Annotated in this window: 9 protein-coding genes; 5 read left to right on the top strand and 4 right to left on the bottom strand. The window is 64.1% G+C overall.

The genetic code is table 11. The features are described from left to right. Nucleotides 1-2 precede the first annotated feature (2 nt). From sufU to GJB56_RS07575, 3 genes are all read left to right on the top strand, one after another. Nucleotides 3-506: a Fe-S cluster assembly sulfur transfer protein SufU gene (gene sufU, locus GJB56_RS07565; RefSeq protein ID WP_003944894.1), complete on the top strand. Its 504-nt coding sequence runs from the start codon at nt 3-5 to the stop codon at nt 504-506. Next, a complete protein-coding gene (locus GJB56_RS07570; RefSeq protein ID WP_003944963.1) occupies nt 503-925 on the top strand; it encodes a metal-sulfur cluster assembly factor in 423 nt (140 codons plus the stop codon). Before sufU ends, GJB56_RS07570 begins: the two co-directional genes overlap by 4 nt. Before the next feature lie 340 nt (nt 926-1,265). Next, nucleotides 1,266-15,578 (top strand): non-ribosomal peptide synthetase, encoded by a 14,313-nt coding sequence (locus tag GJB56_RS07575; RefSeq protein ID WP_113683620.1) that lies wholly within the window; start codon nt 1,266-1,268, stop codon nt 15,576-15,578. Between the two features lies 1 nt (nt 15,579). Here the strand turns inward: GJB56_RS07575 and ku are convergent, their stop codons facing one another. Continuing rightward, nucleotides 15,580-16,419 carry a non-homologous end joining protein Ku gene (ku, locus tag GJB56_RS07580; RefSeq protein WP_442792712.1) on the bottom strand — a complete coding sequence of 280 codons (840 nt, stop codon included), beginning with the start codon at nt 16,417-16,419 and terminating at the stop codon, nt 15,580-15,582. A gap of 149 nt (nt 16,420-16,568) precedes the next feature. Between ku and GJB56_RS07585 the strand changes: the two genes are divergently transcribed. Further along, nucleotides 16,569-17,540 (top strand): alpha/beta hydrolase, encoded by a 972-nt coding sequence (locus tag GJB56_RS07585; protein ID WP_113683622.1) that lies wholly within the window; start codon nt 16,569-16,571, stop codon nt 17,538-17,540. 32 nt (nt 17,541-17,572) lie between these two features. On the opposite strand, the gene GJB56_RS07590 is transcribed toward GJB56_RS07585, so the two are convergent. Both GJB56_RS07590 and GJB56_RS07595 read right to left on the bottom strand, forming a co-directional pair. Further along, complete coding sequence (locus GJB56_RS07590; protein WP_113683623.1) at nt 17,573-18,703, bottom strand: lycopene cyclase family protein; 1,131 nt, start codon at nt 18,701-18,703, stop codon at nt 17,573-17,575. A gap of 10 nt (nt 18,704-18,713) precedes the next feature. Then, complete coding sequence (locus GJB56_RS07595; RefSeq protein ID WP_019748418.1) at nt 18,714-19,499, bottom strand: SDR family oxidoreductase; 786 nt, start codon at nt 19,497-19,499, stop codon at nt 18,714-18,716. 129 nt (nt 19,500-19,628) lie between these two features. On the opposite strand from GJB56_RS07595, the gene GJB56_RS07600 reads away from it, so the two are divergent. Next, nucleotides 19,629-21,260 (top strand): ABC-F family ATP-binding cassette domain-containing protein, encoded by a 1,632-nt coding sequence (locus GJB56_RS07600; protein WP_020907739.1) that lies wholly within the window; start codon nt 19,629-19,631, stop codon nt 21,258-21,260. 60 nt (nt 21,261-21,320) lie between these two features. Here the strand turns inward: GJB56_RS07600 and GJB56_RS07605 are convergent, their stop codons facing one another. Beyond that, entirely contained in the window at nt 21,321-21,887 is a 567-nt protein-coding gene (locus tag GJB56_RS07605) for a TetR/AcrR family transcriptional regulator (RefSeq protein ID WP_003944970.1), read from the bottom strand. Nucleotides 21,888-21,974 lie beyond the last annotated feature (87 nt).

Here is a 21,974-nt window from a genome sequence, read left to right on the forward strand (position 1 = left end):
TCATGCGCATGGAGCAGATGTATCAGGAAGTGATCCTCGATCACTACAAACATCCGCACGGCCGCGGACTCCGTGAGCCGTTCGGCGCCGAGGTGCACCACGTCAACCCGACGTGTGGCGACGAGGTGACGTTGCGCGTCCAGATATCCGAGGACGGAACGGTCTCCGACGTCTCGTACGACGGGCAGGGTTGTTCGATCAGCCAGGCGTCGACGTCGGTGCTGAACGACCTCGTCATCGGGATGCAGGTCACCGACGCACTGAAGACGGTGACGGCGTTCAACGAGATGGTGAGCAGTCGGGGCACCGTCGAGGGGGACGAGGACGTTCTCGGCGACGGCATCGCGTTCGTCGGTGTCTCGAAGTATCCGGCACGCGTGAAGTGCGCCTTGCTCGGATGGATGGCATTCAAGGATGCTGTAGTCCAGATTGTCGACGGCAGTGCTGTGACGACGGCGGACAGCAGCAGTGAATTGGTCGACACGACTGAAGGACAGGGATCATGACCGAGACACAACCAGTGCAGGACGCCGAGGTCGGCGCTCCGGTGAATCCGAATCCCGATTCCACTGCGGAATTCGGTGGCGCACAGGGCAGTGGCACTGTCCCGTCGCCTGAGCGACTCGACGAACTCGAAGAAGCGATGCGCGACGTCGTCGACCCCGAACTGGGAATCAACGTCGTCGATCTCGGCTTGGTCTACGGACTCTTCGAAGACGACGGTGTCGTCACGATCGACATGACTTTGACGTCGGCGGCGTGCCCGTTGACCGACGTGATCGAGGACCAGGCGCGCGGCGCACTTGTGCGTAGCGATCTGTGTACCGACATGAAGATCAACTGGGTGTGGTTGCCGCCGTGGGGACCGGACAAGATCACCGAAGACGGACGCGAGCAACTGCGCGCACTCGGCTTCACGGTCTGACAAGCAGCCTCGCTGCACGACCAACTGAATACATTTCACCGGAGCGTCGGTGCCCGTTCGTCGGGTACCGGCGCTTCGGTTTGTTATATAGGGCCGTTTTAGCCATGATATTCAGGACAATAGTCCCAAATGGTTGTTTGATGAATATTTGCTGGAAGCTGACTGATCGGTAACATCGCAGCTGATTGTCACGATGTGATCTCCGGCGGGCGATTTGCCAGTTTCCACCCGAGCTTTCCAATGTATTCGTCTCATTTCGAAGTGCCCCGATCAGTTCGAAGCGTCCAGCGGACGCATATACCTGTTTGCATCATGATCAAGTTGTAAGAGGGAGATTCGTGTGGATGGCAGTCCCGACCGAGGAATCGTTTCCGCAGCTCGTCCGGACGACGAACTCACCTTCCCTCTTTCTGCCGCGCAACTTTCCCTGCTTGTCGCACAACAGCTTCGACCCGAGATTCCCGTCAGCATCGCTCAGTACGTCGACGTGGACGGTCCGCTCGACATCGAGCTGCTGACCGCTGCCAGTAAACAGACCGGCCGTGAGATCGGCTCCGGATACCTGCGCCTGGTCGAGTTGGACGGGGTTGCGCGTCAGTGGCTCGATCTCGACATGGACGACTCTCTCGACGTGGTCGACCTGCGCGCCGAATCCGATCCGGAATCGGCGGCGCGAGAATGGATGCGCAAAGAGCACACTGCTGCCATCGATCCGTTCACCGATCGCCTGGTCAGGCTGGCAGTCCTGGTGCTTCGCGACGACCATTACTACTGGTACAGCCGTATTCATCATGTGGCGCTCGACGGTTTCGGCGCGATGTCGATGATGAACCGCACAGCCGAGATCTACACCGCCGCGGTGCGGGATCTGCCAGTTCCCCCAGCGGTAACTGCCCCCCTCCAATCGTTGGTGAAGGCAGAGGCCGACTATCTGGGCTCTTCCCGGTGGGAACGCGATCGCGACTACTGGAACACCAAGATGGCCGACAAGCCGGGCGGAACCTCGCTCGCGTCCTCGACGGCTCCGTCGCAGGCGTGGTCACGCCTTCGGTCGGCGACGGTACCTACGGAACTGCGAAGCTCCCTCGAAAGGCTTGCCGTCGCTCACGACGTGACTACGTCGTCAGTGGTGATCGGTGCACTGGCGGCTTACCTCGCCCGGGCCACCGGGACCCGCGACGTGGTCCTCAGCTTGCCGGTCTCGGGGCGGACGACAAAAGCTGCTCGCCGGTCCGGCGGAATGATGTCGAACGTCGTCCCGATACGTGCGAGTGTCGATCCGCACTTCGCGGTGGGAGACTTGCTGCACGAGGTGAAGATCGAACTCACCGGCGCACTGCGTCATCAGAAGTACCGCCACGAGGACCTACGACGCGACCTCAACGCCGGTGATCACAGCATCGCCGACGGACGCGGCTTCCACGGGCCGTTGATCAACCTCATGCTGTTCCACTCGGGAATCACTCTCGGGGACGCGCACGGCGAACTGAACGTGATCTCGACCGGGCCGATCGAAGACCTCTCGGTCAACGTCTATCAGACTTCCGCAGCCGAAGAGATCCAGATCGACTTCGCCGCGAATCCAGACCTCTACACCAACGAGGACATCACGCGTCACCACCGACGTTTCCTCGAATTCCTCGAATTGTTCTGCGCTGCGGAATCGGGAACTCGATTGATGGACATCGACCCGGACGCCGCGGGGAAGTGGATCGCCGAAGTTCAACACGCCCGCAACGTCGAGTACTGGTCTTCGACATTGTCGAACCCCGCCGAGGATCTGGGTTTGCCGGTCGTCGCCGGATCCGGTCGGACGTCCACGCCCCTCGAGATCGAGGCAGACCTCTGCCGCCGCCTCGAGACGATGGCGACGACGATGAACACGAGTCTGTTCGTGCTGTTCCAGTCTGCGATGGCCGGACTGCTGCGCCGCGTCGGTTCGGCTGACGAGGTGTCGATCGGCGTCTCGGTCCGCGGGTACGGCGCCTCGAACCCGGACGATTTCGTCTCGATGTTCGCCAACCAGTTGGTGCTTCGCTCGACGGTGTCGAACACCATGACGCTCAACGACCTGGTCGGTGCGGTGGACACCGTCGCAATCGAAGCTTTCGAACACGCAGACATTCTTCTGTCTTCAGTAACCGCCGCACTCGGTGACGGCCGCTGGGTGGAGACGGGCCCGTTGTTCCGGGCGATGGTCTGCTTCGAGGAGCCGCTGGATGCTCACCCGAGGTTTCCGGGGCTCATGGTCGGTGCGCCTATCGGATCGGATCTGGCCACCGTGCCGGAACTGTTTGTCTCCCTGGCGATTCCGACTGGTGAGCATGCCGATTTCGATCAGCCGATCTCCGGTGTTCTGGATTGGCTCGGCACGAAGGAGCAAGCCGAGGACCTCGCCGACCGTTATCTACGAATCTTGACCGCGATGGTCGGTGCTCCGCACTCGGCGCTCGGCTCAGTGGATCTACTCCGCCCGGACGCGCGCCAGGCGCTGGTGCCGCCCGTTCTGCCGATTACCCCGGTCCGAACGCTCTCCGACATCCTTTCCGACCGCATTCGGGCGACCCCGGAAGCGATCGCCGTTGTCGCAGGTAGCGAGCGCGTGTCGTACCGCGAACTCGATCGACGATCGAATCAGTTGGCGCGCAAGCTCGTCGAGCATGGCGTGCAATCCGAGTCGTTGGTCGGAATCATGCTGCCGAAATCCGTGGACATGATCGTTGCCGCTGTCGCGGTAGTGAAGGCCGGCGGCGGATACCTCCCACTCGATCGTGCGCACCCCGCCGAGCGTTTGGCATACGTGGTCGAGGATGCGCAACCGGTGTGCGTCATCTCCGATTCCACTTTCCCGAACTCCGCCTTTCCGAACTCTGACGTGGTGGTCGTCGGGGTCGACTCCGACGAGTACTCCGGTGAGGGTCTGGAAACCGATGAGTGCCCGCGCGGGCACGGAGCCGACAATCTGGCGTACGTGATCTACACCTCGGGGTCGACGGGCCGACCCAAGGGCGTCTCGGTTACCCACGCCACCGTGGTGCGATTGTTCGAGAACACGCAGGTCGAATTCGGATTCGACGGCAACGACGTGTGGACGATGTTCCACTCGTTCGCCTTCGACTTCTCGGTGTGGGAAATGTGGGGCGCGCTGCTCCACGGTGGAACGCTGGTTGTGGTCGATCACGAAGTCTCACGCGACCCCGATGCCTTCCGCGCGCTCGTCGCCGCAGAAGGCGTCACCGTGCTCAATCAGACGCCCTCGGCCTTCTACCAGTACATCGAAGCCGACCTTCGGGCCGATTCGGCGACCCGGCTCCGGTACGTGATCTTCGGTGGCGAAGCCTTGGATCTTCGTCGCCTCGGGCGCTGGTATGACAATCACGCGGGCTACGACGATCACACGGAATCCGGGCCCGCACTCGTCAACATGTACGGCATCACCGAGACGACGGTGCATGTCACCCATCTCGAAATCGACCGGGCGAGCGCGAGTGCGGTTACCGGCAGCCGGATCGGTGACGCGATCGACGGACTTCGTGTGTACCTGCTCGACGAGCATCTCTCCCCGGTCCCGGTGGGGATTGCGGGGGAGATCTATGTCGCCGGCGGTCAACTCGCCCGTGGCTATCTGGGCCGACCAGACCTCACCGCGGGCCGGTTCGTTGCCGATCCGTTCAATGCCGGCGGACGACGGTTGTACCGGTCCGGTGACCGCGCACGATGGATTGCGCCTGGACAACTCGAGTACCTCGGACGCGGCGACGCGCAGGTCAAGATCCGCGGATTCCGGATCGAACTCGGCGAAATCGACTCCGTGATCCTCGGCGCGCCGGGAATCGACGACGCCGTGACCGTCGTGGCTCCGACGCCGGCCGGCGGCGCTCTCGTGACCTATGTGACCGCTTCGGACGCCGTGGACGCCGAAGCCCTTCGCGCGCACGCCGCCGAAGCCCTCCCGACCTACATGGTTCCCGATGCCTTCATGGTCATCGATTCGATTCCGTTGACCACCAACGGAAAACTCGACCGGCGTGCGCTGCCGTCGCCGATCCTCGCCTCCACCAGGGTCTTCCGGCCCCCGACGACCCCGACCGAGGGCAAGGTAGCCGCGGTTCTGGCTGACATCCTGGGTAGCGGACCGCTCGGGCTCGACGATAATTTCTTTCATTTGGGCGGAAACTCGCTGGTAGCGACGACGGCTGTGGCGCGCTTGACCGAAGCCACCGGAGTTCGTATGCCACTGCGTGCGCTCTTCGACCATCCCACGGTGTCCGGGATCGCGGCGACGATCGAGCGTGCCGCCCAGACCCCGGACGCTGACGGTATCCAGGTCGTGGCCCGGCCGGCGGTACTACCTCTCGCTCCCGCGCAGCAGCGACTGTGGTTCCTGAACCGCGTCGCACCGGAATCAGGTGCATACAACATTCCGTTGGCGGTGTCGTTGCGCGGCGACGTCGATCCCGACGCACTGAGCGCCGCGATCGTGGACGTCGTGACACGTCACGAGTCACTACGCACCGTGTTTCCTCAAATCGGGGACAACGCAACGCAGAAGGTTCTGGGCCTGGGCGAGGGTATCGCGGGGCTCGAGTCGATCGAAGTGGAACGCGAGAATCTCGAAAGTGTGATCTTCGAATTCTCCTCGGCGGGTTTCGATCTGGTCCGCGAACGCCCGGTCCGCTACCTGCTGATCACTGTCGCCGACGATGAGGAAGGCGATGGCAAGGACGGCGATGACGAGCAAGCAGTCCTCGTCGTAGTTCTGCACCACATGGTGGCCGACGGCTGGTCGCTCGCGCCGTTGGCTGCTGATCTCACCGGCGCTTACGCCGCCCGCGTCGGCGGCAACAGCCCGCAGTGGGCGCCCCTTCCGGTGCAGTACGCCGACTACACGCTCTGGCACCGAGAACACCTCGGCGACGCGGCATCCACCGATTCGCTTGCCCACTCACAGATCGCGTTCTGGAAGCAGCAGCTGGCGGGAGCGCCCGAGCAACTCCACCTGCCGACGGACCGTCCGCGCCCACTCGACCCGACCATGCGCGGGGCCGGAGTCGACATCAGAATTGGCGCTTCCACTCATCAGAAGCTCGTTGTACTTGCCGGCGATCACGACGCCACGCCGTTCATCGCCCTGCACGCGTGCTTCGCCCTGCTTCTGGCCAGGTACAGCGGCACGGACGACATCGTCATCGGAACACCGGTGGCAGGACGAGGGGACAGATCTCTCGATCTGCTCGTCGGCATGTTCGTCAACACTCTGGCCTTGCGGACCGTCGTCGATCGGGACGCGACGTTCGCCGCACACCTGTCGCAGGTCAGGGCCGTCGACGTGGATGCCTTCGACAATGCGGACGTGCCTTTCGACGTCGTCGTGGACGCGCTCGAACTGGACCGCTCGCCTGCGCACCATCCGGTCTTTCAAGCTGCCATCACCTCTCGGATAACCACCGCTCACACAGCCGAACTGGCCGGGGTGTCGATGACGGCGCGGGCAGTCGAGACGGGGCTGACCAAGTTCGACCTCGAGCTCACCGTCACCGAACGTCACGAGTCCGGGGCCGCAGCAGGAATCGATGCCACGTTCACCTATTCCACCGACCTGTTCGACAACGCGACCGTCGAAGCCTTGGCGCGAAACTTCGTGACCCTCGTGGAATCGGCAGTGTCGGAACCGACTGCACCGGTTGGTGATCTTCGTGTACTCGGATCCCGGGAGAGTGCCGCGATATTGCCGCGGCGCGGCGTGGCTTCGGTGGGCGAATCGACGCTGGCGCAGATCCTCGGGGATACCGCGAGTACGTATCCCGACGCGATCGCCCTCGAAGACTCCGAGCGCTCACTCTCGTACGGGGAGCTGGAGCGTCGATCGAATCGGATCGCTCGATACCTCATGGACCTGGGCGTCGGCCCCGAGACACCGGTCGCACTGGCCGTCGCCCGATCGGTCGACTCCGTGCTCGCAGTCTGGTCGGTCACCAAAGCCGGTGGCGTTTTCGTCCCGGTCGATCCCCGTTATCCCGCAGATCGAGTTGCGCACATGCTCGAGGATTCGGGTGTGCGGATCGGAATTCGGTCCGCCGAGGTTGCGGCCGGTCCGGCAACCGGCGGGAACGTCGCAGTCTGGATCGACCTCGGCGACGCGGACACGGTTGCAGAATGTGCCGCCTACTCCGACGCTGCCATCGACGACGCTGCCATCGACGACGCGGACAGAACAGCGTCGATCACTGCGGCGGCTGCGTACGTCATCTACACCTCCGGCTCGACCGGAGTGCCGAAGGGCACCGTCGTCACTCACGCAGGTTTGGCCAATCTTGCTCGCGAACAACAGGATCGGTATCGGATCACCGCCGGGTCGCGGACTCTGCATTTTGCGTCACCGAGCTTCGACGGCGCAGTACTCGAGCTACTGCTCGCCGGTTCGACCGGCGCGACGATGGTGATCGCCCCTCCCGACATCTACGGAGGGGAGGCGTTGAGCGAGTTCCTCCGAAGCCGCGATGTCACTCATGCCTTCATCACTCCGGCTGCTCTGGCGACCGTCGATCCGGCGGGCGTGACGGCGCTGGAATGCGTAGTCGTCGGCGGCGACGTGTGCACCCCGGAATTGGTCTCGAGCTGGGGCAACGGGCGCAGACTGCACAACGGATACGGCCCGACCGAAACCACTGTCATGGTTGCCATCAGTGACCCACTCTCACCGGGCGAGCCGATCACCATCGGCGGTCCCATCCGCGGAATCGACGCCGTGGTGCTCGACGCTCGGCTGCAACCGGTCCCGATCGGCGGCGTCGGCGAGCTGTACATCGGTGGGCCGGGGCTTGCACGTGGTTACCACCTTCGTCCCGCGCTGACGTCGGATCGTTTTGTCGCGCATCCGTACTCGACGTCCGGTGCCCGGATGTACCGAACCGGTGACCTGGTCCGCTGGACCAAGGACCTGACCCTCCGCTACGTGGGCCGCAGCGATCATCAGCTCAAGATCCGCGGGTTCCGCATCGAACTCGGCGAGATCGACGCTGCTCTGATGGATTCCCCTCTCGTTCACTTCGCCACGACGATTCCCGTCGAATCCGCCGCAGGCACCACTCTGGCGTCGTACGTGCTGCTCAGCGGCGACGCTGATATCGAGTCGCTCTTTGCGGCACTCGCCGACACGCTGCCGCGGTACATGATTCCGTCGTCGATCACCCCGATCGACGCGATTCCGTTGACTCCGGTCGGCAAACTCGATCGGAGAGCATTGCCGACGCCGATACCGCGCGAAGTCCTCGGTACGGGTCGTGAACCCGAGGCCGGGCCCGAACGCACCGTCGCCGACGTGTTCGCTTCACTGCTCGACGTACCCGATGTCCGGGCCGGAGACAGTTTCTTCGATCTCGGGGGCAACTCCCTCGTCGCGACGCAGGTGTCCGCGCGGTTGAGCGCAGCGACGGGACTCGCTGTGGACGTGCGCTCGATCTTCGAAGCGCCGACCGTCGAAGCGCTCGCTGCACGTCTGGCGGCGAGCGCCGAAGAATCAGACGATCGACCTGCCCTGAGCGCCGGTGCTCGCCCGGACCGACTACCGCTCTCCGCTGCGCAACAGCGGCTGTGGTTCGTCAATCGCTTCGACCCGCAGTCCGCGGTCTACAACATTCCGTTCGCGATCCGGATCACCGGAGACATCCACGGCGATGCACTCGAGGAGGCGCTTGCGGACGTCATTGCACGCCATGAGGTGCTTCGAACGATCTACGTCGACAGCGCCGACGGCCCGAGTCAGGTCATCCGAGCAATTTCCGACGTGCAGTTCTCCGTCGAGCGCTACCGCGGATCCGAAGGTATCGAATCCGCGACGACGGAGTTCGCGGCGCGTGGGTTCGATCTCGGTTCGGATCTGCCGATTCGGGCCATGCTGGTGCGCGAGGACACTTTCGCTCACGTACTGGTCGTCGTCATCCACCACATCGCCTTCGACGGCTGGTCCCTGACTCCCTTCGCGACAGATTTCGTCGCGGCGTACTCCGCACGCGTCGTCGGAGACGCCCCGGTTTTCACACCGCTCGACGTGCAGTACGCCGACTACGCGGTGTGGCAGCAAGACTCGCTCGGGCAGATCGACGACCAGGAGTCTCTGGTTGCCCGCGAGCTGACCTTCTGGACCGCTGCCATGGCCGGTGCCCCGGACGAGGTACTGCTACCAGTGGATCGCCCACGCGGATCTGTCACCACGACCGCCGTCGGATCGGTGCCGATCGTCATCGACGCGGCGACCGGGGAGCGGCTCGCCGCCTTGGCAAGGCGCAGTGGCACGACGCAATTCATGGTCGTACACGCGATCTTGACGGTTGTTCTGGCGCGTCTCGGTGCTACCGACGACGTGGTGGTCGGCACTCCGGTGGCTGGCCGCGGCCGACCCGAACTGGATTCCCTGATCGGGATGTTCGTCAATTCGGTACCGCTTCGCACACCGGTCGATCACCGAGCGTCGTTCACCTCCCTGCTCGAGGTCGTCCGTGAACGCGACCTTGCCGCCCTCGCGCACCCCGAGTTGCCATTCGAGGTGCTGGTCGACGCCCTCGATCTCGACCGGTCAACTACGCGACACCCGCTGTTTCAGGTCATGCTGTCGTACCACCAGAATGTGGTCTCGCCGCAGGTAACCGTCCACGACGCGCATCTCGAGGCGCAAGCGCTCGAACCGTCCGTCGCGAAGTTCGACCTCGAGTTCACCCTGCTGGCAGGCGATTCCGAGAACGCGGAGATCACCGGGTCGCTCAGGTTTGCCGAGGCGCTCTTCGACATTTCCACTGCGGAAACGATCGCCGCACGTGTGCAGTCGGTGGCCCGCGCCGTCGCCGCAGACCCGGACACCGCAATCGACGACATGGAATTCCTCAGCACCCTCGAGCGTGCGTCGCTGATGCCGGTACGCGGTCCGGCGTGGACCAGTTCGCGCACCTTGGCCGAAATATTGACGCGGACCGCCACCCGTTCAGGCGATTCGGTGGCCCTTCGATCTGGTGACACCACCGTGCTCTACCGAGATCTCTTCGCCCGTGCATCGGCGCTTGCCCGCCGTTTGACCACAGAAGGTATCGGCGCCGAAGACATTGTGGCGATAGCGATTCCGCGTTCGATCGACTCGATCGTCGCGTTGTGGGGCGTTTCCTTGACCGGCGCCGCGTTCGTTCCGGTCGATCCGCGATACCCAGCCGATCGCATTCTGCACATGCTCACCGACTCCGGAGCCACTCGCGGAGTGACAACGGAAGCGGTGATCGAATCACTGCCCCGTCCGGTTCCGTGGATGACGATGGACGACATCCACGGCGACGGTGTCTGGCAGCCGGTTCCTGCCGCGCCGATCCGAATCGACAACCTCGCCTACATCATCTACACCTCCGGATCGACGGGAAAGCCCAAGGGTGTCAGCGTCACTCACCGTGGCCTGAGCGCATTGGCCGCCGAGCAGACGGCGCGCTACGGCATCTCGGCGCAGTCGAGGACGCTGCACTTCTCCTCACCGAGCTTCGACGCATCCATCCTCGAACTGCTGCTCGCCGTCGGTGAGGGCGCGACGATGGTGATCGCATCTCCCGATGTGTACGGCGGCGAGGACCTCGCAAAACTGATCACCGATCAGCAGGTGAGCCACGCGTTCATCACGCCGGCAGCGCTGGCCTCGGTCGATCCCACCGGGCTGGACGTCTTGCAGTCGATCGTTGTCGGCGGCGAGGCCTGTTCACCCGAACTGGTCCGCAAGTGGGCACCGGGTCGCCGGTTGTTCAACGGTTACGGGCCGACGGAAACCACGGTCATGGTGTGCATCAGCGATGCCCTGACGGTGGGGGAGACCGTGACCATCGGCGGACCCGTCCGGGGCGTGTCCGCGGTAATTCTCGACGGCTCGGCTCAGCCGGTACCCGTCGGGGTCACCGGTGAGCTCTACATCGCCGGCCTGGGACTTGCCCGCGGCTACCTCGACCAACCCGCGTTGACGGCGACGCGATTCGTGGCAGCGCCGTTCGGCCCGGCCGGCGCCCGCATGTACCGGACCGGTGACCTGGTTCGGTGGACGCCGCTCGAGACGATCGAATACGTCGGACGCTCTGATCACCAAGTGAAAGTACGCGGATTCCGCATCGAACTGGGCGAGATCGACTCCGTCCTCAGCGATTACCCCGGCGTCGAGTTCGCGGTCACCGTGGGCATCGACGCAGCTTCCGGTGAGACGATGTTGGCGTCGTACGTAGTACTCGGCGCCGATGCGGTCGAGATGGACGAATTGCTGATCCATGCGCGCCGCTCACTGCCCGCCTTCATGGTGCCGTCGGCGATCACCCCGATCGAGCACGTTCCGCTGACCCCCGTCGGGAAACTCGACCGAGCGGCACTGCCGGCGCCGACACTGCGTTCGTCCGAGCGAAGTGTCGAGCCGCTGACCACCGCGACCGAACTCCAGGTTGCCGGCGTCGTGGCAGAACTACTGGGTATCGAACAGATCAGTGCGTCGGACAGTTTCTTCGAACTCGGCGGCAACTCACTGCTCGCCACCAGACTGGCCCAGCGACTGGGCGAATCGTTGGGCAGGCAGGTACCTGTCCGAATGCTGTTCGAGCACCCCGAAATTCGGGAACTTGCCACCGTGCTCGACACATCCGCCGGGGCGAAGGCGCTACCACCGATCACCGCCGTCGACCGCCCCGAGCAAGTTCCGCTGTCCTACGCGCAGGCCCGCATCTGGTTCCTCAACCAGATGGATCCCGGCTCACCCGCGTACAACGTCCCCGCCGCGATCTCCCTCGACGGTGCACTCGACGTCCCAGCCCTCGAAGCTGCGGTCCTCGACGTGATCGAAAGGCACGAAATCCTGCGCACGGTGTTCCCCGACTCCGACACCGGCCCACACCAGGTGATCCAGGATGCATTCACCTCGCTGGAGTACGCAAATGCGGACACCCGTGAACCGGCAGAGCTCGCCAGAGAATTCGCGTCGCGTGGATTCGACATCACGACCCAATCTCCCGTTCGCGCGCTCCTGCTCGAGTCGACGCCGCAGCACCACACACTTGTCATCGTGATCCACCACATCGCGGCGGACGGATGGTCGATCGCGCCGTTGATGAAGGACGTACTCACCGCCTACGTCGCGAGAAGTTCGGGACGCGCTCCCGAGTTCACCCCGCTCGAGGTGCACTACGCGGACTTCGCCATCTGGCAGCGGGAAGCGCTGGGCTCTGTGAACGAATCCGAGAGCGTGCTCGGGGCACAGGCGTCGTACTGGCGGGAGACGTTGCGGGGAGCACCTGAGCTGATCGACCTTCCGAGCGATCGAGCGCGCCCGCTCACCCAGTCGTTGAGTGGCGGCCACACCGCGGTCTCGCTTCCGGCGCACACCCGGATCGCGGTCGAGGCGGTCGCCGGCTCGAATGCGGCGACGCCGTTCATGGTGTTGCACGCTGCCTATGCCGTGCTGCTGTCCAGGCTGAGTCGAAGCACGGACATCGTGATCGGATCTCCGGTCGCCGGGCGAGGACACCGAGTTCTCGACGACCTCGTGGGAATGTTCGTGGGCACGGTCGGACTGCGCACGACGGTCGATCCCGGGTCGACGTTCGTCGACGTTCTGCGTACTGTCCGCTCCGTCGATCTCGACGCCTTCGCCCACGCGGACATTCCGTTCGAGCAGGTCGTGGACGTTGTGGCGCCGACCCGGACCACCGACCGTCATCCGGTGTTCCAGACGATGATCTCGTTCCACGGCGCCCACCCGACGACGTGGGACCTGCCTGGACTTGCCGTTCGTGCCCACGAGATCACACCGGACATCGCCAAGTACGACCTGCAGTTCACCGTTGTCGAACAGATCGCGGAGGAAGGCGGCGGCTACGAGGCCTCCCTCACATACGCGAAGGACCTCTTCGACACCGATACGGCGGAGTCGTTTGCGGTGATGCTGGAAACGATCATCGAGACACTGACTGCCCAGCCCTCCGCCGTCGTCGGTGACGTGGATCTTGCGGGGCGTGGCCTGCGTGCGTTGCCCGGACGTCCGGCCGGCGATGCTTTGACCTTGCCGGAGTTGCTGCTTCGCGGCGCGGCCGATCCGCATGCTCCGGCAATCGTCGACGTCGCGGCTTCCGCCACGCTCACGTACGGCGAACTCGACCGACGCTCCGACGCAATGGCGTTTGCGTTGATCGCTCGCGGGATTGCGCCGGAAATGATTGTGGCACTCGCGCTTCCGAGGTCGGCCGACTATGTGATCGCGCTCTGGGCCGTAGCGAAAGCCGGCGGAGTGTTTCTTCCCGTGGACCCGGCGTACCCCGCCGAGCGGATCGAGCACATGCTCACCGACAGTGGGGCGGTACTCGGTATCACCATGGGCGAGTATGTGGCCGGCCTTCCGGGCGCCACGTCGTGGATCGAGCTCGACGCGGTCGAATTCACCACCGAAATCGAGGCAGCCCATTCCGAGACACTGCCGGACGCGCCACTCGAGTTCGACAACCCGGCTTACCTGATCTACACCTCGGGCTCGACCGGAAAACCCAAGGGCGTATTGGTCACTCACGCGGGATTGGCCGCGTTTGCCGACGAACAGCGGGAACGTTTCGGCGTCACCGCGCACTCTCGCGCTCTGAGCTTCGCCTCGACGAGCTTCGACGCGTCGGTTCTCGAGCTCCTTCTGGCATTCGGCGCCGGCGCAACGATGGTGATTGCGCCTCCGACGGTTCTCGGCGGTGTCGAATTGCACGAACTGCTCGACGAGCAGATGATCACCCATGCATTCGTGACTCCGGCCGCCCTGGCGACTGTCGATCCCGCCGGTCTCGACCATCTCGAGGCCGTCGTTGTCGGTGGCGACGCCTGCACCGCCGACCTCGTATCTCGGTGGGCGCCGAGGCGCCGAATGTTCAACGCGTACGGCCCGACCGAGGCCACCGTCGCAGTCACCATCAGCGATTCACTCGTCGCGGGGGAGACCGTGACGATCGGCGGTCCGATCCGAGGCGTGGATGCGATGGTTCTCGATTCCCGACTGCACTCGGTCCCCGGACGGGTCGTCGGTGAGCTCTACGTGTGCGGCGACGGTCTCGCCCGCGGGTACCTCGGCAACCCCGCGCTCACGGCAGCGCGGTTCGTCGCCGACCCGCACGGACCCGAAGGCTCTCGGATGTACCGCACCGGGGATCTTGTGCGTGAAGATCGCGCACGGTCGCTTGTCTATCTCGGACGCGCGGACCACCAGGTCAAGGTTCGAGGGTTCCGGATCGAACTCGGTGAAATCGACGCGGTGCTGGCGTCGGAGGCGTCCGTGCATTCGGCTGTGAGCGTGGTCGTCGGCGACGGCGTCGACGCTCGGATAGTCGCGTACGTCGTCCCGGCACACGGGGACGTCGACGTCACCGCACTACGACGCCACGCAGGCACATCCCTACCTGCGCACACGATCCCGTCCGCTTTTGTCACGATCGATGCAGTCCCGACCACACCGGCGGGCAAGCTGGATCGCGCAGCTCTGCCTGCGCCCCTCTGGGAGGCGCCGAGTGGACGCAGTCCGGAAGGCAGCGACGAGATTGCGATCTGCGCTGCTTTCGCGGAGGTCCTCGATCTCGCCGACGCAGACACGTACGCCGATTCGAGCTTCTTCGAACTCGGCGGAAACTCGCTCATGGCAACGCGTTTGGTCGCTGCCATCAAGGAACGCACCAGCATGACCGTCCCCGTCGCGTGGATATTCTCCGACCCGACGCCGGAGGCATTGGCGCGCAGACTCTTCGAACTCGAGGCAACAGTTGTGACAAGTGACGCGGATACCTCCGCACTTGCAGTAGTCCTGCCACTACGCCCGGAAGGCCGCGCCGAGCCACTGTTCTGCATCCATCCGGCCATCGGATTGGCCTGGTGCTACGGGGCACTCGATCGGTACGTCGATTCCAGCCGGCCGCTCTACGGCCTGCAGTCGCCGATTCTGACGGACCCCGAATTCCGGGCGGAGCTGATCGAGGATTTCGCAGCGCGGTACGTCGAGGAAATTCGCGGAGTTCAGCCGCACGGTCCGTATCACCTGCTGGGGTGGTCGATCGGGGGATTGATCGCTCATGCGGCGGCGGTGCAGTTGCAAGCCGCGGGTGAGAGCGTCGCCGACCTGATTCTTCTCGACAGCTTCGTTCTCGAAGACCCGACGATGGCGGGCGCGCAGCCTTCTCTCGCCGAACTGATCGGCGGGTTGGGGATCTCGGTCCCGGACGCCGACGAGCGTGATCTGACACCGGAGGATGCCGAAGCGCTCTTGCATGAAGCCATCGGCGATCACCCTTTGGTCTCGAGCGATCGGATCGAGCGACTGTTCGAGGAATACTCCGCAGGCGCGGAGCTTGCCCACCGGTACCGCCCGGGCAAGTTCGTGGGCGATCTGCTGTTCTTCTCGGCACAGACCGACACCTTCGACCCGCTGCGAACGGCGTCGGCGTGGCGACCGTTCGTGTCCGGGGTGATCATCGACCGTCCGGTGCCCACGTCACACGCCGAAATGTTCACCGAGGCAGGTCTGGAGGCGATCGGGCCCGTGATCAACCTGGCGGTCGGAACCGGTCGTCACGCGGCCCCGGACGTCGACGCCGAGTTGGACGCTCTGATCGAGATCCAAGACGTGCGCGGCTGACTCAGGCTCGTTTCTTCCTCGACGTCGTCGACTTCGACGAGCCGGCCTTGGAGGCGTTCGACTTCGCTTCGTCCACACTGCGCTGCAGTGCGGCAACGAGGTCGACCACCTCTGCATCGGTGCCCTCTTGGTCGACCTCGGCGGCGGGGATGACCTTCTTGCCGCCGTTCTCGATCATCTCGTCGAGCAACTGCCGCAGTTGGAGCTGGTAGTCGTCGGTGAACTCGGTCGGATCGAAATCGCCCGCCATGCTCTCGACGAGCGTCTGCGCCATCTTCAGTTCCTTGGCCTTCGGCTTCTCCACGTCGTCGAGTGAAGGGAACTCTGCTGCGCGAACTTCGTCGGGCCACAGCAACGTCTGGATCACGAGGACGCCGTCGCGAGCGCGCATCGCGGCCAGGCGCGTCTTCTGTCGCAGAGTGAAATGCACCAGTGCCGTTCGATCACTCTCGGTGAGCACAGTCGAAAGCAGGACGTACGCCTTCGGCGACGCCGAATCCGGTTCGAGGAAGTAACTCTTCTCGAACAAGATCGGATCGATCTGATCGTTCGGCACGAATTCCAGCACCGGAATCTCGTGCTTCTCCGCGGCCGGGAGTTTGTTGAAGTCCTCGTCGCTCAAGATGACGCGCGATCCGTCTTCCGAGTCGTACGCCTTGTCGATGTCCGCGAACTGAACCGTGTTTCCGCACTCGGAACACACACGGTTGTACTTGATGCGGCCACCGTCTTTTGCATGGACCTGGTGAAATCGGATGTCGTGGTCCTCGGTCGCCGAGTACACCTTGACCGGAACGTTGACCAGACCGAAGGCTATCGAGCCTTTCCAAATCGAGCGCATGCCTCCCATGATGGTCGCCCCCAGCCGATTGCGCGAGGCAAACGCTCACGGTTGATCCCGAACCGTTGCGTCCGGGTGGGCCGGTTCGAGGCGCGGCGAGCGGGTATCCGCTCCGAGAATCCGACTCGCACACCTGGGGGCATACTCCGATGAGTATCCGAACCTACCGTCGACGCGTAGCAGCAGCGCTGGCAATTTCACTGGTTCCACTGCTGTTTGCGCCTTGGCCCGCGAACGCAGATCCGGCACGCACCGTAACCATCAGCGTCCACTCCGATGCGATGGGCCGCGACATTCCACTCGAGGTGATCCTCCCCGCCGACACGAGCGCCCCACGGCCCACGTTGTATCTGCTCAACGGCGCCGGTGGTGGCGAGGACAGTGCAACGTGGGAAGGACGGACCGATGTCCTGGACTTCTTTGCCGACAAGAACGTCAACGTCGTGACGCCGCTGGAAGGAGCGTTCAGCTACTACACCGACTGGCAGAAGGACGATCCCGTACTCGGACGCAACAAGTGGCAGACGTTCCTCACGCGTGAACTGCCGCCAGTCATCGATGCGCAGTTCGGTACCAACGGGGTCAACTCCATCGCGGCGATCTCGATGACCGCGACCTCGGTACTCAATCTCGCGATCTCAGCCCCAGGGCTGTATCGGAGTGTCGGGGCCTACAGCGGGTGCGCGGAGACTTCCACCCAGCCGGGTCAGGACTACGTGCGACTGGTGGTCGGTGCGCGGGGTGGCGCTGATCCGACAAACATGTGGGGACCGTTCGACGGTCCGGGATGGCGCGAGAACGATCCCGTCGTGAACGCGGAGAAGCTGCGGGGGACCGAACTGTACGTCTCCACCGGATCCGGGCTGCCAGGTCCGCACGACAACCTTCAGGCGCCCGATGTGAACGGAAATCCCGGAGCACTCCTGAATCAGATCATCGTCGGCGGCATCATCGAATCCGCGGTCAACGGGTGCACACACGGATTGGCGGACCGACTGAACGCACTGGGCATCCCCGCGACCTTCGACTTCAAGCCGAGCGGAACCCACTCGTGGGGTTACTGGCAGGACGACCTCCACAATTCGTGGCCGATGATCGCCGGCTCGATGGGAGCGCAGTAGTCGGTGCGGATCAGTAGTCGGTGCGGATCTAGTCACCGGAGAAACGGCGCGCGCATCAACGTCTTTCTCACGTGCCACGGTGACGATCGGAACAGTGTTGCCATCACCTTCGCCGTCGCGGCCGCGTCCCGCCGATCGGAAAGGTATGACCGCTGAGCCTCGACCGGTAGATCGAAGAACTTGTCGAAGAATGTGGTGACTTCGCCCGAGTCGAGGGTGAGAAGTGCGTTCAGACCAACGCGGCGGAGAGCGGATACCGCCTTGGCCGAGCGAGGCCAGAGTGCCGCGTTCGGATCCTCACCGTCGGCGATTGCTTTCGCGACAGTGTCGGCCTCGGCGAGTGAGGAGGCAACGCTGTATCCGGTTCCCGGATGCATCAGACCGCCTCGCCCGCCGAACCGGAGGACAGCGTCCGGGGACGAGTCCTTCGGGCCTTCGACCGCAAAACGGACTCGCTCGACCGGCGCGTCGTCGGGGACTTCGCAGCCCCGATTGTGAAGTCGGGTGCGCAGACGTGTTTCGAGTTCGCGCAACCCCAACGCCGGCCGGCCGACGAGGCAGGTCTCCTCGAGGAGGACTCGCTCGTCGTCGAGCGGGACCGCGTAGAGAAACGACGGAGTGTCGGCGTCGGAGGTGCCGTTGTCTGTTCGCCAGTCCATGAACCAGGCCTCGCTGCCGCCCAGAATCGGATCGGCCAGAGCTCGGTCCACGATCATTCCGAAGGCCGTCTGCTGCGCGGTTGTCACTGCCAGATCGGTGCCTCGGGCGTCGACGACGACGGATCCCGTCAGCTGCGATCCGTCCACGCACACGACGGTGGTAGGGGACAGTGTTTGAGCACGTAAGCCTCTGACCTTTATGGATGTGCCGGTGAGAAATGATTGCAGTAAAGATGTATTCAATACGCAATAGATGCGATCAAGCGTTTTCTGCCCGCTGGTCCACACGCTCGGGCGCTCGATCCGGCTCGCGATCACCTCGCCCGGCAGCCACGACGGCAACTCGTCTGCCCACGCCGAGTACGTCGGCGTCCACACCCGATGAGGATGCGGATCGACAACGACAACGGTGAGTTGCCGGGCGATACAGCGCGTCGCGAGTGCCCGCCCCGCCGGCCCTCCGCCCACGATCACCACGTCGGCGGAGGAGTCGAGTGTGCTCATGATCGGCGCACTACATCGATCCCGTTGCGAGCAGACCGCCGTCGACCCGGACCGTTTCGCCGGTGATCCATGCCGCCGCGTCGGAGACGAGGAAGCCGACCAAGCCGGCAACGTCCTCGGGAGTGCCGAGCCGCTTCATCGGGTAGCCCGCCGACGCCTTGTCCTCGCCGGCAGCGACCAGGGCTGCCGCGAACTGCGTCTTGACGATCCCGGGAGCTACGGCATTCACACGAATCTTCGGTCCCAGTTGCCAGGCCAGTTCTTCCGTCAACCGGATGAGCGCAGCCTTCGACGCGCCGTACGCCGCGATGACGCCCGTCGACCGGATCCCGGCCACACTTGCCAGGTTCACGACGGCTCCACCGTGTTCGCCCATCCACGCCCGATGTGCTTGTTGGACGTAACCGAGGGCGGCAACCACGTTCACGTCGAAGATCTTGCGCACGGCGTCGAGGTCCGCCTCCATGAGCGAACCGAAGACGGGATTGATTCCGGTGTTGTTGACCAGAATGTCGAGCGAACCGAACTCGGCGACGGCGCGGTCGACGGCACCGGATCGGGCCTCGGCATCGGCTGCGTTGCCCGCGAATGCGACGACCTTGCCGCCGTGCCCCAGATCGGACAGTTCGGATGCAGCAGCCTCGAGGGGCTCCGGCTTGCGGGCTGTGATCAAGACGTCGGCGCCGCGAGCGAGGAGTTCGGCGGCGACAGCTTTGCCGATTCCGCGACTTGCGCCGGTGACGATGGCGGCGCGGCCTTCGAGGTCGCGAGGACGAGTGCTGTTTTCGCTAGTCATGTCCCGAACGTTAGCGGACTCACACGCTCCTGGTCGGAACGACCGTCAGGTCACGGTAAAATCGATAGTTCTTGTGTCTGTAGTCAGGCATTGTTTACCCGTATTCGTCGTTTTTCCTGAGGAGTTTGCTTGATTACCGCCACTGACCTCGAAGTTCGTGCCGGTGTCCGCACCCTTCTCACAGCTCCCGGGCCTTCGCTGCGCATCCAGCCGGGCGACCGGATCGGACTCGTCGGACGCAACGGAGCCGGAAAGACGACCACTCTGCGCATCCTCGCCGGTGAAGGTGAGGCATATGCGGGAAGCGTCGTACGCACCGGTGAACTCGGATACCTCCCGCAGGACCCCAAAGAGGGCGACCTGAGCATCCTCGCCAAGGACCGGGTTCTCTCTGCCCGCGGCCTCGACACGATGCTCCGCGAGATGGAGAAGCAGCAGATCCTGATGGGCGAGGTGCTCGATCAGGAATCTCAGGACCGCGCGGTCAAGAAGTACGGCCAGCTCGAGGATCGATTCTCGGCCCTCGGCGGCTACGAAGCCGAGAGCGAAGCCGCACGTATCACCAGCAGCCTCGGCCTCGAAGACCGTATTCTCGGGCAGCCGCTCAGCACGCTGTCCGGCGGTCAGCGTCGTCGTGTCGAATTGGCGCGAATCCTCTTTGCCGCCTCCGACGGCAGCGGCGCCCGCTCGGACACGACTCTGCTGCTCGACGAGCCCACCAACCACCTCGACGCCGACTCCATCACCTGGCTGCGTGGATTCCTCCAGAACCACGAGGGCGGACTGGTGGTCATCAGTCACGACGTCGACCTGCTCAACGACGTCGTCAACCGTGTGTGGTTCCTCGATGCCGTCCGCGGTGAGGCCGACGTCTACAACATGAACTGGAAGAAGTACCTCGACGCTCGTGCCACGGACGAGCAGCGTCGTCGCCGCGAGCGCGCGAACGCCGAGAAGAAGGCCGGTGCGCTGCGGATTCAGGCTGCGAAGATGGGTGCAAAGGCAACCAAGGCCGTCGCGGCTCAGAACATGGCCAAGCGAGCCGACAAGCTGATGGCGAACCTCGATGCCGAACGTGTCTCGGACAAGGTTGCGCGGATTCGTTTCCCCGAGCCCGCCGCTTGTGGCAAGACTCCGCTGATGGGCAAGAACCTCACCAAGGTGTACGGCTCGCTCGAGATCTTCACCGGTGTCGATCTCGCGATCGATCGTGGGTCTCGTGTGGTTATCCTCGGACTCAACGGTGCAGGTAAGACCACACTGCTCCGCATCCTCGCGGGCGCGGAGAAGGCGGACGCGGGTGAGCTGATCGCCGGTCACGGACTCAAGGTCGGCTACTTCGCTCAGGAGCACGACACCCTCGACGACGACGCGTCCGTGTGGGAGAACATCCGCCACGCTGCGCCGGATACAGGGGAGCAGGAACTGCGTTCTCTGCTCGGTGCCTTCATGTTCACCGGCCCACAGCTCGAACAGCCGGCCGGAACGCTCTCGGGTGGTGAAAAGACGCGTCTGGCTCTGGCCGGTCTGGTGTCGTCCGCTGCCAACGTTCTGCTTCTCGACGAGCCCACCAACAACCTGGACCCGATCTCACGCGAGCAGGTGCTCGACGCGCTCCGCAGCTACACCGGTGCCGTCGTCCTGGTCACTCACGATCCGGGCGCTGCCGAGGCACTCAACCCCGAGCGGGTCATCCTCCTGCCCGACGGCAACGAGGACCACTGGTCGCAGGAATACCTCGAGCTGATCCAGCTCGCCTAACCCCCTGTGAGTGGTTAGGGAGTCCCCGCACTCCTCAACCACTCACAGGGGCGAAGCCCCTCAATCTCGCCGCCGCACCGATTCCTCGACCAGATCGAGAACAGCTGACAGGTTGTCGACGCCGTGGCCGGAGGCGATTCTCGCGACCAGGCCGTCCATCACCAGATCCAGATACCCGATCAGGATTTCGGTCGGAACGTCGTCACGGAGCCGACCGGCCGATTTCTGTCTGGCGAGGCGCGCACTGGTCGCTTCCGTCAGTTCTACGGAGCGCTGTGACCACTTCTCGCGGAAGTCGGCGTCGTTGCGCAGTCGACGCGCTATCTCCAGTCGCGTTCCCAGCCAATCGAATTGATCGGGCTGCGCGAGCATGTCCCGCATGACCTGGACGAGTCCCTCTTCGGCGACGACATCTGCCATCCGGCTCGCATCCTCGCTTGCGAGAGCGAGGAACAGGCCGTCCTTGTCCTTGAAGTGATGAAAGATCGCTCCTCGGGACAAACCGGTGACTTCTTCGAGACGGCGAACTGTGGCGCCGTCGTAGCCGTATTCCGCAAAGCAGCGGCGGGCGCCGTCAAGGATCTGACTGCGCCGTGCCGCGAGATGGTCTTCACTGACCTTGGGCACGTTGTTGTCCTCGTCTCGCGCTTTCTTTGTGCTCTGAACGCACGTGGCGGACTCAGCACCTCGCTGAGTCCGCCACGTGGGTTAGAG

This window comes from Rhodococcus sp. AQ5-07 (assembly GCF_009707305.1).
Classification (GTDB): domain Bacteria; phylum Actinomycetota; class Actinomycetes; order Mycobacteriales; family Mycobacteriaceae; genus Rhodococcus_F; species Rhodococcus_F erythropolis.

Coding starts and splice junctions, on each gene's coding strand:
- sufU (WP_003944894.1), top strand. CDS start 3: ATGCGCATGGAGCAGATGTATCAGGAAGTGATCCTCGATCACTACAAA.
- GJB56_RS07570 (WP_003944963.1), top strand. CDS start 503: ATGACCGAGACACAACCAGTGCAGGACGCCGAGGTCGGCGCTCCGGTG.
- ku (WP_442792712.1), bottom strand. CDS start 16,419: ATGCGCTCGATTTGGAAAGGCTCGATAGCCTTCGGTCTGGTCAACGTT.
- GJB56_RS07585 (WP_113683622.1), top strand. CDS start 16,569: ATGAGTATCCGAACCTACCGTCGACGCGTAGCAGCAGCGCTGGCAATT.
- GJB56_RS07590 (WP_113683623.1), bottom strand. CDS start 18,703: ATGAGCACACTCGACTCCTCCGCCGACGTGGTGATCGTGGGCGGAGGG.
- GJB56_RS07595 (WP_019748418.1), bottom strand. CDS start 19,499: ATGACTAGCGAAAACAGCACTCGTCCTCGCGACCTCGAAGGCCGCGCC.